The organism is Aliiroseovarius marinus, assembly GCF_004360145.1.
GTDB classification, from domain to species: domain Bacteria; phylum Pseudomonadota; class Alphaproteobacteria; order Rhodobacterales; family Rhodobacteraceae; genus Aliiroseovarius; species Aliiroseovarius marinus.
The window spans coordinates 1-15,319 of sequence record NZ_ML178712.1 but is presented as its reverse complement, the minus strand read 5'-3'; the positions used below and the strand labels follow the sequence as shown (position 1 = coordinate 15,319).

Sequence of the window (15,319 nt, the reverse complement as noted above, 5' to 3'; positions counted from 1 at the left end):
CTCCCGGTCAGGACCCGCTTTCGACCTGATAGGCGCGATCCAACACCGCCAGCGCCTCCGCCCCACCGCGCACCGCTTGGGTGTAATGCCCCAATGTGACCGCCGGGTTGGCGTGCCCCGCAAGCTTGGCCACCAACCCCACTTCGACACCTTGGGCTTGTAGGGTGGACACAAAGCTGTGCCGCGCCGAATGATGGGTCACATAGCGCACGCCTGCGGCTTTGAAGGCGGGACGCCAGTAGCGCTTGAGGAAGTTGGAGTAGAGCACCGGCCCACCGCCGCCTTGGCGGGGCAGGGGCCATTGCTGGGGGACACCGGGCCCCGGGAACACGCGGTAGAGCGCGCCCTCGAGACGCGGGCAGGTGAGGCGCCATTCCAAGAGCATCGTCCGCAGCATCGGTGAGATCGGGATCTCGCGTTCGCCTGCCTCTGTCTTGGTCTGGTCGGTGGTGCTGCCATCGCGCTCCTGCACGCGCCGAATGGTAATGATGTTGCGGTCGAGATCGATGTCCTCCCACAGCAATCCCAGCTGCTCGGAAACACGCACCCCGGTCAGGAACGGGAAAGCGTAGAAGATGCCACGTTCCTTGTCACCACGCGCATGGTCCAGGAGCTTTGCCACCTCCTCTGGCGACAGGATTTCCTTCTTGGGCTTAACCTTCCGTTTGGCCAGATTGGTGGGCATCGAGCACACCCGCACACCGAAGTCCTCTTCAGCCAAGGCAAGGATACCTTTCAGCATCGACATGACGCGGTTGGCGGTATGGGCGCCGACTTCTTCGCGCACAAGGCTGTGCCAGCGGCGCAGTTGCGCGGTGGTGAGTGCGCTGACCTTGTAGGGACCCAGCATCTCCAAGAGTTTGGTGTCATGCCGTGGCTTCTCACCGGTCAGCGCATAGTGCACCCGTTCCTGGGGCGTGCCTTGAAGCAGTGGGCCTACGATGATCTTGAGCAGGGGCCGGTATCCCGAGATGGTCTGCGGTTTCACAGTGCCGCACTTGGTCTCAATCCAATGCTCCACCACCTCGGCGACACTCGGGTTGGTGTTGGGATTGAAGTAGCGTTCACCCGAGACCTCCGCGACCAGCGCATCCCGATACGCTTCAGCCTTGGCCTTGGTAGGGAACGAGATGCGCCGTTTGCGCCCGGTCTCGGGGCAACGGTAATTGACGACCCATTTCTTGTCGGTGACCCGTTTGCCAGCGGCATTGCGACGACGGCGGGTCCACCTGCCAATGGTCGGATTGAACTTAGTCATGGGCTCCCTCCTTGAAAGAAAAAAGCCCAAGAAAAACACAGGGCGGACACACGCACAATTTTGCGCGGTGACACAATGCAAAGGGGCCCCTGACCACCTCTGAGGTGGTCCAGAGGGTGGAGGTGGTCACAGAGGTGGTCTTGGAGGCCGAGAGCCGCCAGAGCCCGACGGGACGGGGGGGCGAGCGTGTGGGAATTGGACGCCGCATGGGGCGCTGACCACCTGACCACCTGCCTCGCTGGGTGGGGGCGTAAGAGGCTATGTTTACGGCCCCATTGTCCCACAGGACGCGCTCGGGCGGCGTGACGGTGGTGCGCAGGCTGGCCGCGTGTTGCGTCACCCAAATGAGATACCCCATATAGCTGGGAACGGTACGGAACGGTTCATGGTGGGGATATATATACCCATATGGTGAGGGGAGGGGGGATCCCCCCTCCCCCCGCGCCGCAGGGGGTATACCGGTGCCCCGCGCACCGTACCGTACCCAGGCGTTGCAATCAGAACGATACATCGCCATCCCCATCATCTTCGTCATCAAGTTCGGGGAGGTAGTGGAGCGGGATTCCCAAGCAACGATGCTTGCCGGGAATGTTCGGAAACCGTTCCGGGTGTTCGAGCCTAAAGGCGCCTGACAGTTGCCCCAACGCCCGGTTCCAAGCCCCGTTGGCCCAACGGGTGCCCGCATAGATCCGGTCCATTGCCTCGGAGCCATTCCGGATCAGGAGGCCGTCTTGGCCTTTGCCGATATGGAACTTGGCTTGCAGATTGTCCGCGATCCGTTTCGACTCCGTGATCGTATTGGGCCGTGCCCCGCTGCGGATCCGCTGCAACTCCCGGGCAAGCCAGTAGCCAACCGTGTTTTCGCCTGCGTCATGCGCGCGTTCGATGTGGGACAGTAGGTGCGTGAGGCATTCCTGCGCGTTGTCGCGCTCCTGATCACGCTGGTGCCCTTCGATGGTCTGACGATACTCGTCCACCATCTGCTCGGCTTCCGAGGAGGTGGGAACACGGCGGTGCAACGTTACAAACGTACCCGACATCAAGGTTGCGAAGGTTTTACGCAACCGGCTGTCATAGCCAGGCATGGCGGCAGAGAACACCGGGATTGCCTGCAAGATGGTTTCGACCAATCCGACGACATACCCGCACCAGCGCGGGCCCAAGGTCCGGAAATGGGCAAGCGCCTCTTCGATTTTGGCGCCAATCTCGGGATCGCTGTTATGGGGGCACAGTTCCATCGTAAGGATGCGCGTCTGGTCTGCGGGTGTCATGCCGGTCACATTCACCGCGGAGAACATGAAGCTGGCCCTAATGCTAAATTGCATAGCTTTGCCTTCTGGAGTTCCCCTAAGCAAAGGGGATTCTGCGGATGAGGCGCTGCGGGCCAAACGCAGGACGCTTTGCAAGCGACGGGCTTCTGTATCGGTCTCGAACTCATCAACGACGACCGGCAAGGCATCAGGGCCCTGAAGTTGGCGAATGCCAGCTTCGGTACTTTGGCCATCTGCGGCCACCACCATGGGCGTAAGAAGCGCGGCAACCAGATTGTGAAGCGTGGTCTTGCCGGTGTTCGGCGGTCACACATGCGGACGCCAATCGAGTGCCCCTCCAATTAAAGCGATGGAGAGCCAGCCAAACAGCATCGTAGCATTTCCTTGGTCGCGGAAATTGAACTGTTGGATCACTTCCTGAAGACGTGCCGCTTCGAATTCCTCACAGAGTTCGACAGGAACAGGAGAAAAGCACAGGTAATGGCATTGGAGATCATCAGGCAGGTCATCTCCAAGGTTGGCGATAATGCGATCATCTTCCTTCCACAGACCGCGACCGCGGACAGTGGCCGGATCAAAAGGCCCCTTGCTACGACACCCTTCGATTAGCGCGCTCCCGGCGAGAATAGAGGAATATCCCTTTTCGGTGCGGAATTGTTCGGCCCAAAAATCCATGGGCGCCAGTCCCAGCTGCCATTGAAGGCTTAAGAGTTGCGACGACGTTGCGGACAGGATGAGATCCCGCTCTTGGTCCCGCACGACGAAGTTTCCATTCTTGTCAAAGCCAAGCGGAATGGGCCCGGTGTCGCCGGGATCATAGGGTGCGTTGAAAGCCCCATTTTCGAAACCCTTCGCGCGGGCCGAGGTAATCATTCCTGATAGCTCTTTGTGTGTGTCGCCTGCATATCCAACCGGCAACAAACCCAAGACAAACGCTTCGATCTCGCCGTCGGTCGCGCCAGCCGCCACCAATTGGGCGGTGAAGGCCAAGGCCGCAGCGTGGGTTTCCTTGCCAGAAACAAGGCAAGGGACGTGTTCAGATTTGATCGCGATTGCCAGCACACCCAGAAAACGCTTGTCCACCTGCGGCAGGTCCTCGAACTTCGTCTTGTACAAAGGCTGCCCCAGCCACTTGTAAGGCTGGCCAGTGTTAGGGTGGATTGAAGGCGGCAGGACCGTTTGCTTGCCCCCGGAGAGAATGTCGATGCCGCCAAAACCCTCAACGGCTTTAAGGGCCGTGGACTTCACTTTTTCCGATTTGGGCACGCGGACGAAGAAGGTGGCCCCCTTCTTTCCACGCTTGGCACAGGCCTCGTTGCCGAACAGTCCGTATAAGGGGCGAACCCAGATATCGTCGTCCGCATCAATGGCAGCAATTTGCTCTCCGTCGGCCACTTGGGTGCCAAGATTGATGCCGATCCCGCAGTTCGAGTACCTGCTCAACCATTCCGCCCGACGATCCTCGCTGGGGAGATTGGCCTGATAGGACGTCCAATTCGAAATTGCCGGTTTCTTTTCTCCAGGTTTTTCGGGCAAGGCCGACAAGCCGATGGCCCAGTATTTTTGCGCTTCAGTTGCGAAAACTCCCTTACCCATCGCGCTGTCCTCCCACTTTCTGGGCCTCAATGACGGCAATGATTTCGGAAAGGCGCACGCGGACACGCTGACCCAACGGGCGATAGCTCGGCACGATGCCGCATTTCACAGCGCGCCGTAAGGTGGTGGTGGGAATACCCAACAGACCGGCTGCTTGGGGGATTGTGAGAAACTCTTCGGGAGTATCAGTCTTTGAGGTATAGCTCATCACTATTTTCCTTGAGTTCTGGAAAACGGGCTTATGCACACGCTCCCCAGCCCCTTTCGGGGAGGTTTGCGTGATGCCAGCCAGCGAGGATGAGCCTCGGGGTCTTATGCAGCGGCTAGAACGCTGCCCGGTATTGGGAGGAATTCCTTAGAGCACCTCTATGGGGTGCTCGACACGGTATAGGCCCTGTCTAACGCAAGCCACCGTGCCTCCTCTCCGTGAGATCACAGATGCTATTTATGATGGCCATTCTGATTTGCGTGTCAATTGGCATTTCTGGAAGTTGTGAACTCTAAGGCGTTCTCGAAAGTGACATCGAAATGACCAAGGATTTCATGTTCGTGTGGTGACAATGCCCTCAAGAGGTAGTCGGCTACCTCGAAAACGGCTCAGAAATCCTTCGAGAATGTTGGAAGTCGGTCGCTGATTTCATGAGAGCTAATCGGAGCTTCATAGACGCCAAGTAAGAGGTCAGGATTGGGAGGGCAAAACTGCTTTACCTAGTTGGTTGAGATGAGCGGGTTAGTGTGCTCGACCACCCCCACCTTGGTGGGGCAGGCATTCCTGCGCAACTTAGTGAGTTTTCGGCTAGGACACATATGATTGTAGGCGAAATCAAATTTGTAACGCATTTTGCACAACTCCTGGACCAATTTAACACACAACCAAACAACGATTGAGATGTTCCTGTGGCAAGAATGAGTTGAAAAAATTCCCCGATGCTGGAGCGTCTAATGCTTGGTCTGCAAGATGAACCTATACTGCAAGAATCGAGAATCCCTGGGCTTGAAGGTGCTGAAAAGGCTGCTCCCAAGTGTGTTGAGGAGTTGCGATTTCAATCACTAGGCCTTCGGAGCCGGGCGGTTCTTTTGGTCACTAATGATTGCTGTAATAATAAGATCATTCCTTTCGCTGGTGCGGCGTCTGAGCTCGAATTGGAAGTGGGCTCTACAGATAGTATCGAAAATGCGTTCAAGATCGTCTCTCCGTACCCAGAAGAATGGGGGATGGTCGCGATCTGCCTTGATGCGAGCTATAGGAAATCCTCCCTAGCAAAGTGGGTGCGTCTTATGCGCCTAACGGACCACAGACTTCCAATATCTCTTTATTGGTCGTCTGGAGCATTTTCCAGTGAAGAGCAGGAGCCGACGGCTCTTGGGGATAGTTTTGCACGGATGCCCAAGACTGCACACGAGCTTGCGATAGCTATCGGCGTAGCAGTGCGTTCAAATCGTAGTTTGGGACATCGCTTTGCTCACTTCAGCAACAACTCACTTCCTCAGACACTGCACCCCGGCAAACTTACACCCCGACGACTGGGGGCGTAGAGATTGGAAATGCGATTGAGCATGCGACATGCTTGCACACCCACCCCACTCCCGCATTTCCTTTTTGGGCCGTCTTTCGATTTCGGAAGACGGCCTCTTTTCCCGATATCTGAGCGAAATGGAGTGGCAAGCGCTTAGCCCTGGTCGAAGAGCTGGAGAAATCTATGGCTATCTATACATACACTGACGTCGAACTTCATCATCTGGGCCATGCGGGAGGCGGTTTACATGGGACCGCTGCTGGAGATACGTTCAACCTGACGGCAACAAACACTCGTGCGCAGTTCCATCCGTGGGGTGGGTGGGGCAACGATACGATCAACATGATCTTTAGTGATATTGATGGATTCGCACATGGCCATCACACATACGCCGACCTCTCTGGGAACGTGAACTTCTCTGATACGTATGACTTTATAGATATTCACGAAGTCCACAGTGGTGGAGTCGTCGTGGGTCGGCTGAATGACTACGATAGCACGCGCGACATACTTAAGATCGAAGGTCAGGTTGTTGATTTGTATGACCTTGAATCGTTTGAGCATCCGAGTGTGAGCAGCATCCGCATAGTAGAGTATAACGGAGCCCACACCGATCCTGATGCGCACGCTCAACAGTGGTTGCTTATCGAAACGTCAACAGGTGGTACAATCTTCTATGCGATTGAAGGTGCGCGAGTTGCCATGGATGGTAACGGCGGTTCCCAGACGCAAGAAACCCATTTTCTGTTGCCTGAAGACTTGCCCGTCAACTTCAGCGATCTGGAAACCGTAGAATTTGTCGCTAAGCACAACTATGTCCCATTGGGCTATACTGCCGAGGCCGGAGGCGTGGTTTACAATGATCGAGATAGGGATATCGCCGATGTTGAAGACGCTATTGGTGATGAAGCAAATGAAGCTTCACAGTTCGGAGATTTAATCGCCGCTGGGCTTAATGATGATTTGGTAACCGCTCTTGGGGGCGACGATTTCGTCTGGGGTGGGAGTGGCCACGATAAAATACTTGGTGGATGGGGTGACGACTACATAGAGGGCAATTCTGGCTCGGACATCCTCAAGGGAGGAAACGGAGCGGATCACCTGATCGGAGGAACCGGTGATGATAGATTAGTAGGCGGTAATGGAGGCGACACGCTTATTGGAGGAAGTGGTGCGGACATAATGAGCGGAGGACTGGGATATGACACGGCGGACTATTCAGCTTCGGTGTCAGGTGTTCAGATTAATCTATCCAAGTGCTCGTTGAAGGGATGGTCCATTGGGAAGGGCGGTCAGGCCGAAGGAGACAAGTTGAAGGGTGTTGAAGCCATCATAGGCTCTGGTACTTCTGATGACCGCATCAAAGGGTCAGCCAAAGATAACAAATTCTACGGCTTGGGTGGAGACGACAAGCTATTTGGGTATAGTGGAGACGACCATCTCGAAGGAGGTGAAGGTCGCGATCGCCTTCACGGTGGAGCCGGAAATGACTCCCTGTATGGCGGGTCAGGTGATGACATCTTGATCGGTGGCAGGGGCTCAGGATCCGATGTCTTGAGTGGCGGACTTGGTGATGACGTCTTCATATTTCACCGCGGCTTTGGAACTGACACCATTTCTGATTTCGACGTGTTCGACTCGACAGACATCATTGACGTTTCACGGATTTCTGACTTCGACGGTTTTGAAGACCTGATGGAAAACCATGTGACGCAGGTTGGGGCAGATACGTTAATAGAAGATGGAAATGGAAACAGCATCCTGCTTGAAAACGTCAACTCGGCCGACCTTAGCGCCGATGACTTTCTATTTTCGTGAAGCAATTAGCCAGAAGTGGCGTGAGGGGGCTCCGAGAGGAGTAGACATGGATTTTTTGCTTTTGTTTGCGGCTGGAATAGGGCTCTCGTCGTTCATAATTTGTGATGGGAGCGATGACTCAACGAGCTACCGAGCAACCCACCTGCCGATGTAAGCGAAGACGAAGCCAGTACGTGGCCTTACATGAACCGTGTGGCCTTACATGAACCGTAAGGAACTGCTCGCCCTGATGTGGGAACATCTGGGGCGGGGGAGGGGGGGCAGGCTCCTCAATGCCAAGTGCGAACACATCGCTATTGAGAACCCGGTGATGCACTTGCATGCGAAGGAGAGGATCAGGGGATACCGCGCCTCCGCCTCCTCAACGCAGCCGCTTCTTTTCCGGTATGGCTAAAGCTATGGCCGAGGAATGGATCGCATACGTGGTCAAAACTTTGATGGAGGAAGCAGCATGAAACTCAAGGCATGGGCCAGTGTGATGGCGCTGGTGGTGCTACCTCACGTGGCCAGTGGGGACATCGACAGCACGGTGCTGATGAAGCACAAGGATTGGGAGGTGACGCATGATTACCTCTCGTCCACGGACTCGTCAGCGTGCTCAGCCGACACGACGAACGGATCGGGGGACTTGTTCAGCCTGATCACGTGGGAGCGTGGCGGGGCATCCCTGATGATTATGATGGCCTCTGACTTCGAAGGGTGGGATGGCACGTTTTCAGCGGATGCTATCCTACACATCGACTACGAGCGATGGACCTTGAACGATGCGTCGTTCGGGGTGCATCGGACGGGTCAGCGCACGATCTGGTTCGACTTCCCCGACAATACCGACAAGGTTGGGGATTTTTTGGAAGACCTTTGGCGCGGCAGCAAGGTCGCTCTCAAGACACCGAAAGAGAAAACAAGTATTTCCCTATGGTCCCTCAAGGGATCGGCTGCTGCCTTGGGAAAGCTGAGCGAATGCACAACACGCATTCGTGGCAACTCTTCAACGACACGATACTGAAAGCGAGGGTATTATCATGGCACATCCAGTAGACGTTCATGTTGGCAGTAAGGTTCGAGAGCGCCGTCTGGTCAAGGGACTGACGCAAGCGCAGGTGGCCACGGAGCTGGGGATTAGTTTCCAGCAGATGCAGAAGTACGAGACCGGGTCCAATCGGATCAGCTCCAGCAAGCTGTTCGAGATTGCCAAGTTCATGGACTGCCCCATCACGTACTTCTTCGAGGGATTGGATGGCGTCGAGGCGGATGGCGAAGCACCTCGCACCCAGACAGAGGTTCGCATGCTGCATGCCACGCGCGCCATGCCTGAGACGCTGCGCTCCAAGCTGTTGGAGATGGCAGAGATGATGGTCGATAAGGCCAGCTAGGAGGGGCGCATGAGACGTTACGAGCTGAGGGGGTGCGAGGTTACCCCCTTCATCGGGGGACGAGTGGGGCCATGACCGTTCACCCATTGAAAATCGAATTTCCACCAAACAGACACTGATTTTGCAAAGAAGCGAACGGCGAATTCGACGATAGATCGCTAACTTGGACCTAATAGATGGTTTAAGGGGGCGAGTTGATGGCAATTCCCAACAAACTTCCGCGTGAGGAAGAAGCAATAAGCGTTAGCGCAATTACACCTTTCGTTGTTGTGAGTGCAGAGATTGATGGCAATTTAACTTTCGAAAATGATGCGAGCAATTTCAGGGCGAAATGCGTTGCTTTTGTTGCTCAGGATGAAACGAAAATTACTCAGTCCATTCAAGCTTTCAAAGATCTTGGCTTTGAAGCTGCATGTACAACCAGTCTAGAGGCTGCTTTTGAAGTGGTTTCTGAAGACCCAGAAGAATGGGCAATGATTGCGATCGTTCTGGACCGCCAATACTCTAAGACCGAACTTGCCGGCTGGGTCCACCAACTTCGAATGGTAGATTTCAGAATCCCGATAATGTTGCTCTCGGATCAGGGACCAAAACCGCATTGGGAGCAAGAACCCACGAGGCTGGGTGATTGCTGTCTTGCCTGTCCCTCCACCCCTAGCGAGCTTGACGCCGCGCTTGGAATTGCTTTGCGCGCCAACCGAAAACTAGGTTCAGATTTCAGACATTTTAAAAACGGCAGTGTTCCCCGGCCCTTGAACTTTCGCCACCACTCGCGGGTATAAAAAAACGCGAAAGCAAAAGGGTGGAAGAGATGAAGCATTGTTCCATGCCGCTTCATCTCTTCGTAAGAAGCTGCCTCTTGGTGTGGTCTTTTAGTCAGGAGGCAGCTTCAACTATTTTGGCGAACTCAGCGGTCTTGAGGGAGTGTCCTAAACTCTGTGTATCTGCGCCGGTCCATGCGGTTTCAGATACTCAAGCGTCGAAGCGCTCGCCGAACATTATGGCGAACTGATTGCGCGCTGCAAACCATTCCCGGACATTTCGGCCATCTTTTTCAAAGTTCCGTATCGCCAGATAGATCAGCTTTGTTGCGGCCTCATCGGTTGGGAACGAGCCTCGCGTCTTGATCGACTTGCGGATCACGCGGTTCAGGCTTTCTATGGCATTCGTGGTGTAAATGATCTTGCGGATCGCCGGATCGAAGGCGAAGAACGGGACCACCTCAGCCCATGCCCTGCGCCAAGCCGGGGCGATTGAGGCGTATTTCCCGGCCCATTTTTCCTCAAAAGCATCCAGCTCAGCCTCTGCCGCCTCGGCGGTCGGGGCACTGTAAATCCGGCGCAGATCGGCGGCCACGGCCTTGCGATCCTTCCATGAGCAGAAGTTCAGGGAATGGCGCACCAAGTGTACGATGCAGGTTTGAACCATAGCATCCGGGAAGGCGGCGGTGATCGCGTCGGGGAAGCCTTTGAGCCCATCAACAACGGCAATCAAAATGTCCTGCATGCCGCGGTTCTTGAGCTCGTTCATCACAGACAGCCAGAACTTCGCGCCCTCGTTCTCGGCAATCCACAGGCCCAGAACCTCGCGGCTGCCGTCACGGGTGACGCCCAGGGCCACGTAAACGGCCTTGTTTTTAACCGTCCGGCTGTCGGCATCGCGGATCTTCACCCGTAACGCATCGAAGATCACGATGGGATACATCCGGTCCAGCGCACGGCTTTGCCATTCACGGACTTCGTCCAGCACCGCATCAGTAACGCGGCTGATCAGATCGGGGGAGACTTTCAGGCCATAGACCTCTTCAAGATGGGCGCGGATGTCACGGACGCTCAACCCGGCGGCATAGAGCCCAACGATCTTGTCATCCATGCCGTCGACCCGGGTCTGGCCTTTCTTCACCAGTTCCGGCTCGAAGCTGCCCTCACGGTCTCGTGGGATCGCCAGTGGCATTTCCCCGTCCTGACCCTTCAGAACCTTGCTTGAGGTGCCATTGCGGCGGCTGGTCTGGCCCGAAGGCGCGTCCTTGCCTTCCTCGTAGCCTAGATGTGCGGTCAGTTCTGCGCCTAGCATCCGCTCCATGAGCTTGATCTTCAGCTCTTTCATCAGCCCGGCTTCGCCAAGCAGGTCTTCCGGGCGCTCAACGCCTTGCAGAAGTTCGTCCAGCAGTTCTTTCGAAATAGTCATTCATGCTTCCTTTCGGTGAAGCATGAACCGGATCACTCATACACAAAAGACAGGACACTCTCGGTCTTGATCGGCTTGGACATGACCCGATCTAAATTCGGTAAGATCCGTCTGATGCTTTCCCTTGTCTCCATTCTTCCAGAGACCAGAATATATTTAATTGAGCCTCCAAAGCTAGCGAGGCAAAGCTGTATCAGCTCTGCGCCATTAAGCTTTGGCATCGTGAGGTCTGCGATCAGTACATCAACTTTACCATCACATTTCTCGAGAAACTCCCAGCAATCATGGGAGTCGTCAAAGACATGGGCGTTGCAGGGTAGATAGCTCAGTGCGTCCCTGACTTCATCACAGATGACCGTTTCATCATCTACATAAACTACGGTTACCATTACTATGGCTCCTAACTTTCAACTGGTTACTATTTCAGCGGAAGGCAAATCATTATCTCTGCCCCCGTTTCTGTATTTTTCGCCCGAATGCTTCCCTGCATAGCTTCAACAGCTGTTTTGGCCATGTAGAGTCCAATTCCGGTGCCTTCCTCTTCGGGTTTGGAGGTCACGAACGGTTCAAATACCTCATGAAGGATGCGCTCGGGAATGCCAGGTCCATTGTCGGCAAACTTGATCATGATTGCTTTGCGCGCGCTGAGAGAATCCTCCTCCTCGAAGCGGCTGTGACACTGTCGTTCACAGGTGGCGCATACATTGTAACTGCACTCGATATTGATCTCACGGTTATCTGATGCATTGCCGCAGACAGCCTGTTGCGCGTTGATCAATATTGCCAAGATTGATTGCTCAAGCATGAGTGCATTCCCTTCGACTGTCGCGTTTTGACAGGGTTGTGAAATGTTGAGTTTGACGGAGTTGACCCGCATTGATTCCTTCGTCGATTCGAGCGCGTTATCTAAGATTTCAAGTATGTCGAACGTCGTGGTTTTGAGTTGATCGCGATGCAATACAAACTGACGAATGGTTTGAATTACCTCGCCAGCCCTGATCGCTTGATCTTCAATGCGTTCAAATTTTTTGTTGATGGAAGCGAGGTTGGGTTTAGCCTGATGTAATTCCGCCATTCCGTTCCCAGAAGCTAATGCAATTGCGTTTAGAGGCTGGTTCAGCTCATGAGCAAATGTCGCGGCCATCTCGCCCAGTGCGGTAAGGCGAGCAGCATTTAGGATATTAGCCTGCGCAACCTTCGCTTCTGTAATATCTTGAGCCACAAAGTAGTTTCTGTTCTGGGCTAAACCGGAGCGAGAAGTAACACCTCTTTGAACCGCAGTGGAAACGTCGTGCAAAAACGTCCTACCTGTCTGAAGGTATAGCTGCCTTCCATCTTTGGTGATCAAAGAAAACGAAAATCTGTGTGAGGCGCTATTGGGGGCGATTTCACCAAACAAAACGGCTAAGTCTTCTGGTGAGCTATCGCTTGCATCAATGAGACCTAGAATTTTTTTGCCTTTCACTTCCCGTAAGCTGAAACCGGTCAATTCTTGCATCATTGAGTTCCAAACGCAGATGTTGCCGGATTGATCAGTTGCAAAAATTGGAACTTTGGAGTTTTGGATCACAGCATTGAAATTACGGATGGCAAGCAGTTCCGACCTTTCCTTCTCCTTTATGAGGGTATCCAGCCTTTTCACCCACTGCACCGTACGGCGATCTTCTTGGAAACGCGCAGATAGCGCGCGTTGGCTGATTTCGCCGGTTCTGACGAAGTTCTCAGTCTCTCGGGCAAAGCGGTCGAGCCAGAGATTCAATCTAATTCCAAGAAAGTAAACGAGGCAAATCAAGGCCATTGCGATTATGGAAAGCCGGAGAATAACTTGTGCGTATTCGGCGTGAAATTCCACTACGGAATTGCGAATTCCCATCGATACTGTCAGAGCGATTTTTGGTGTTTCACTGATCGCAAATGAAGTTTGGGCTGTTCCCGCAAGCCAGGATCGAAGCGCGGGTATATCGGCGCTGGTGTCTCTAGTCGTCCAGATTTTAAATTCCCCGTCTGATGGCGCGCTGCTTGCACCACACGATAGCATGATATCTTCATCTTCGGCCCCCGCAGTTAGAACGCTCAATACTTCTAACGGCCACAACGAAAAATAGTCTTGGCTAGGCGACGAGCCACGAATGGCGACAAGCATTGTGCCTTTGGAGCAATCGAGTATCTGGGTTGTGTCATTTCCATCCTTGGGGCGGGTTAAAACAAGCTCTCTAGCCCTTTGGTTCAAAGCGTCCAGAGGCGCGCCTGCGATGCGTACTAATTTGTTTGTGTCTGAAAGCTTGTACAATCCGATCGGTGCATAGGTTTCGATGACCCCCTTACGACTAGCCTTGGTGCTCGGTTGGACTGCGTAGGGGTGATCATGATGCATTGCCCAATACCGTGTTTCCTTGGCCAGAAAAGGCAGCCCATTCGCTCTGAGGGCTGATGCTGCCCTTGTCACCTCGGCGTGGGTCGCGGCAATGCGAAGATCAAATGACTTACGAATGGCAAATAGCTCTGCGAGGCCAGTGGATACTAAAATCAACAGGATAATAGAGGACTGAATCAGCGCTGAATAAGAAGGGGATTGAACGTGAATACCCACTTCGCGAGTCCTTTTGGAAATCCTGCATTGAGGTTTCTTGGCAAACGCATTGAATAGAAAAATCGCGGCGCATACATTCAGCAGGCTATTCAGAACTTGTTTGGACACGACAATCATCCACGTGCTCTGAGGTAGATCTAAGCCATGACTATAAGCTGCGTATGATAATGGTGCTCCCAATAGCAGCCAGTAAGCAACTAACCCGAGCGCTATCTTGGATGTATCTCTTTCACGCCGAAGCAGCGTGGCTATGAAGAGAAACTCAAGAATAAAAATTCCAAATGCGTAGTAGTGCCCCCAAAGAAGCACAGTGTAGTACGCGGCAGTTATCGCTGTGAAAAGTGCAGAAATTGGCCCTAGGAATATCCAGCAGAGCCAAACGAATATCGTTCCAAATAAAAAATTGACTCCAAAGAACAGGTCAATGTTCACGATGTTCCCGAGCACGGCCAACGAGGTATAGAAAAGCGTTAGAGCTATTTGCCAGCCAATTCTTTCCCACTTTTCTCCTAACGGAGACGTTTCAGAACCGGTCCCAGCGAAAGACTGCTGATTAGATAGAGATGACAAACGATCTGCTCCTAGGATGTGGATTTGCGTTCTGAAGTGGGCGATCCAATCCTTTTGGGACTTGCACCGAACCATCAGTATAGGTGTATTTTACGTGAAGAATTGTGCGAGTTGTGTGCAAACTTTGCGGATAGCGTGGAGTTTGTTGAAGCCGTTTGTTAGGCAATTTTCATTCGGCAGTTGTCGTTGCGAACGGCATACACGCACTTGAGGATGGAGTATTAAATGCAAAGCATTCTTCTGGTAGAAGACGATGTTCCGGTAGCAGAAGAGTTGGCAGAAGTTCTCGAGCGATATGGCTTTCGGGTGAAAGCTGTCAGGACGATTAATCAGTTCCGATCTCTTCAGGACATTCGTTCGTATGACCTGATGGTCGTGGATCTCAGTTTGCCCGATGGACATGGCAATGAGGTGATCCGAATTGCTCGCGCTGGGACCAATGCAGGCATAATGGTGCTTTCCGGTCACCACAGTGAAGTCGACAAAGTTCTGGCTCTGGAAATTGGCGCTGATGACTATGTTGAAAAACCGTACAGGATCTCTGAATTTATTGCTCGCATCCAGAGTTTGCTCAGGCGTTTGGAAAGGTCGGTTGCCCCTTTAGAGGCTCAAAAGAAAGATACTTTTTTTGAGTTTGATGGCTGGAAAGTCGATACACAGAAGAGGCGATTTTTGAATCCAGACGAAGAAGAGGTTGTTCTAACAAAGACAGAGTTTGATGTCTTGGAGATCTTTCTGAACCATCAGGACAAAATCCTTTCGAGAGAACAGATTGTCATTAAGTTAAGAGGGGGTGAATGGGCTGGATACGATCGTGCGATAGATGGCATCGTCAGTCGCCTCCGTGCGAAGTTTGCGGCACATAAATGTGACGTTGACTACTTCCGAACCGTTCGCGGGGTGGGATATCTGTTCTCAGCCACTCAATAAGGTGAAATTTACACTTGGGGTGACCTTTTGCATGTAAAAACTGCCCTAGTTCGTGACGCGCTTGAAGTGCAGTGATCACCTATGATTTCTACATTGCTTTCCGATTGGAAATGCTCGCTTTGGCTTAAATATGATCTGTCTGGTCATATCGAAGGTGATCAGCTGCACTTTATAAAGGGCGGCGCAATATTGGACCACGGTAGCGCCGC

General features: G+C 53.4%; 12 protein-coding genes. 5 read left to right on the top strand and 7 right to left on the bottom strand.

Features of this window, described 5'->3' with window-relative positions:
• Positions 1-7 precede the first annotated feature (7 nt).
• The 4 genes from EOL43_RS00060 to EOL43_RS00045 form a co-directional block, all read right to left on the bottom strand.
• Complete coding sequence (locus tag EOL43_RS00060; RefSeq protein WP_133484759.1) at positions 8-1,258, bottom strand: tyrosine-type recombinase/integrase; 1,251 nt, start codon at positions 1,256-1,258, stop codon at positions 8-10.
• Between the two features lie 497 nt (positions 1,259-1,755).
• A complete protein-coding gene (locus EOL43_RS00055; RefSeq protein ID WP_133484758.1) occupies positions 1,756-2,583 on the bottom strand; it encodes a hypothetical protein in 828 nt (275 codons plus the stop codon).
• A 252-nt stretch (positions 2,584-2,835) separates the two neighbouring features.
• Positions 2,836-4,125: a bifunctional DNA primase/polymerase gene (locus tag EOL43_RS00050; RefSeq protein ID WP_133484757.1), complete on the bottom strand. Its 1,290-nt coding sequence runs from the start codon at positions 4,123-4,125 to the stop codon at positions 2,836-2,838.
• Positions 4,118-4,333, bottom strand: coding sequence for a helix-turn-helix transcriptional regulator (locus tag EOL43_RS00045; protein ID WP_133484756.1), 216 nt, complete (start codon positions 4,331-4,333; stop codon positions 4,118-4,120). Before EOL43_RS00045 ends, EOL43_RS00050 begins: the two co-directional genes overlap by 8 nt.
• Positions 4,334-5,825: 1,492 nt before the next feature.
• Here EOL43_RS00045 and EOL43_RS00040 point away from each other — a divergent pair.
• The 4 genes from EOL43_RS00040 to EOL43_RS00025 all read left to right on the top strand — a co-directional run bounded on the left by EOL43_RS00040 (position 5,826) and on the right by EOL43_RS00025 (position 9,615).
• Entirely contained in the window at positions 5,826-7,460 is a 1,635-nt protein-coding gene (locus EOL43_RS00040; protein ID WP_133484755.1) for a calcium-binding protein, read from the top strand.
• A 451-nt stretch (positions 7,461-7,911) separates the two neighbouring features.
• Positions 7,912-8,466, top strand: a complete 555-nt coding sequence (locus EOL43_RS00035; RefSeq protein ID WP_133484754.1) for a hypothetical protein — start codon at positions 7,912-7,914, stop codon at positions 8,464-8,466.
• 16 nt (positions 8,467-8,482) lie between these two features.
• Positions 8,483-8,833 (top strand): helix-turn-helix domain-containing protein, encoded by a 351-nt coding sequence (locus tag EOL43_RS00030; protein WP_133484753.1) that lies wholly within the window; start codon positions 8,483-8,485, stop codon positions 8,831-8,833.
• 197 nt (positions 8,834-9,030) lie between these two features.
• Positions 9,031-9,615 (top strand): response regulator transcription factor, encoded by a 585-nt coding sequence (locus tag EOL43_RS00025; RefSeq protein WP_133484752.1) that lies wholly within the window; start codon positions 9,031-9,033, stop codon positions 9,613-9,615.
• A gap of 190 nt (positions 9,616-9,805) precedes the next feature.
• Here EOL43_RS00025 and EOL43_RS00020 read toward each other — a convergent pair whose 3' ends face one another.
• Genes EOL43_RS00020 through EOL43_RS00010 form a run of 3 tightly spaced genes read right to left on the bottom strand, consistent with a single transcriptional unit; the run spans position 9,806 to position 14,042 of the window.
• A complete protein-coding gene (locus tag EOL43_RS00020) occupies positions 9,806-11,020 on the bottom strand; it encodes an IS256 family transposase (protein WP_133484751.1) in 1,215 nt (404 codons plus the stop codon).
• A 32-nt stretch (positions 11,021-11,052) separates the two neighbouring features.
• Positions 11,053-11,409, bottom strand: coding sequence for a response regulator (locus EOL43_RS00015; protein ID WP_133484750.1), 357 nt, complete (start codon positions 11,407-11,409; stop codon positions 11,053-11,055).
• A 29-nt stretch (positions 11,410-11,438) separates the two neighbouring features.
• Entirely contained in the window at positions 11,439-14,042 is a 2,604-nt protein-coding gene (locus tag EOL43_RS00010; protein ID WP_166636172.1) for a PAS domain-containing sensor histidine kinase, read from the bottom strand.
• A gap of 363 nt (positions 14,043-14,405) precedes the next feature.
• Between EOL43_RS00010 and EOL43_RS00005 the strand changes: the two genes are divergently transcribed.
• On the top strand, positions 14,406-15,110 hold the full coding sequence (locus tag EOL43_RS00005; protein WP_133484748.1) for a response regulator transcription factor: 705 nt from the start codon (positions 14,406-14,408) through the stop codon (positions 15,108-15,110).
• Positions 15,111-15,319 lie beyond the last annotated feature (209 nt).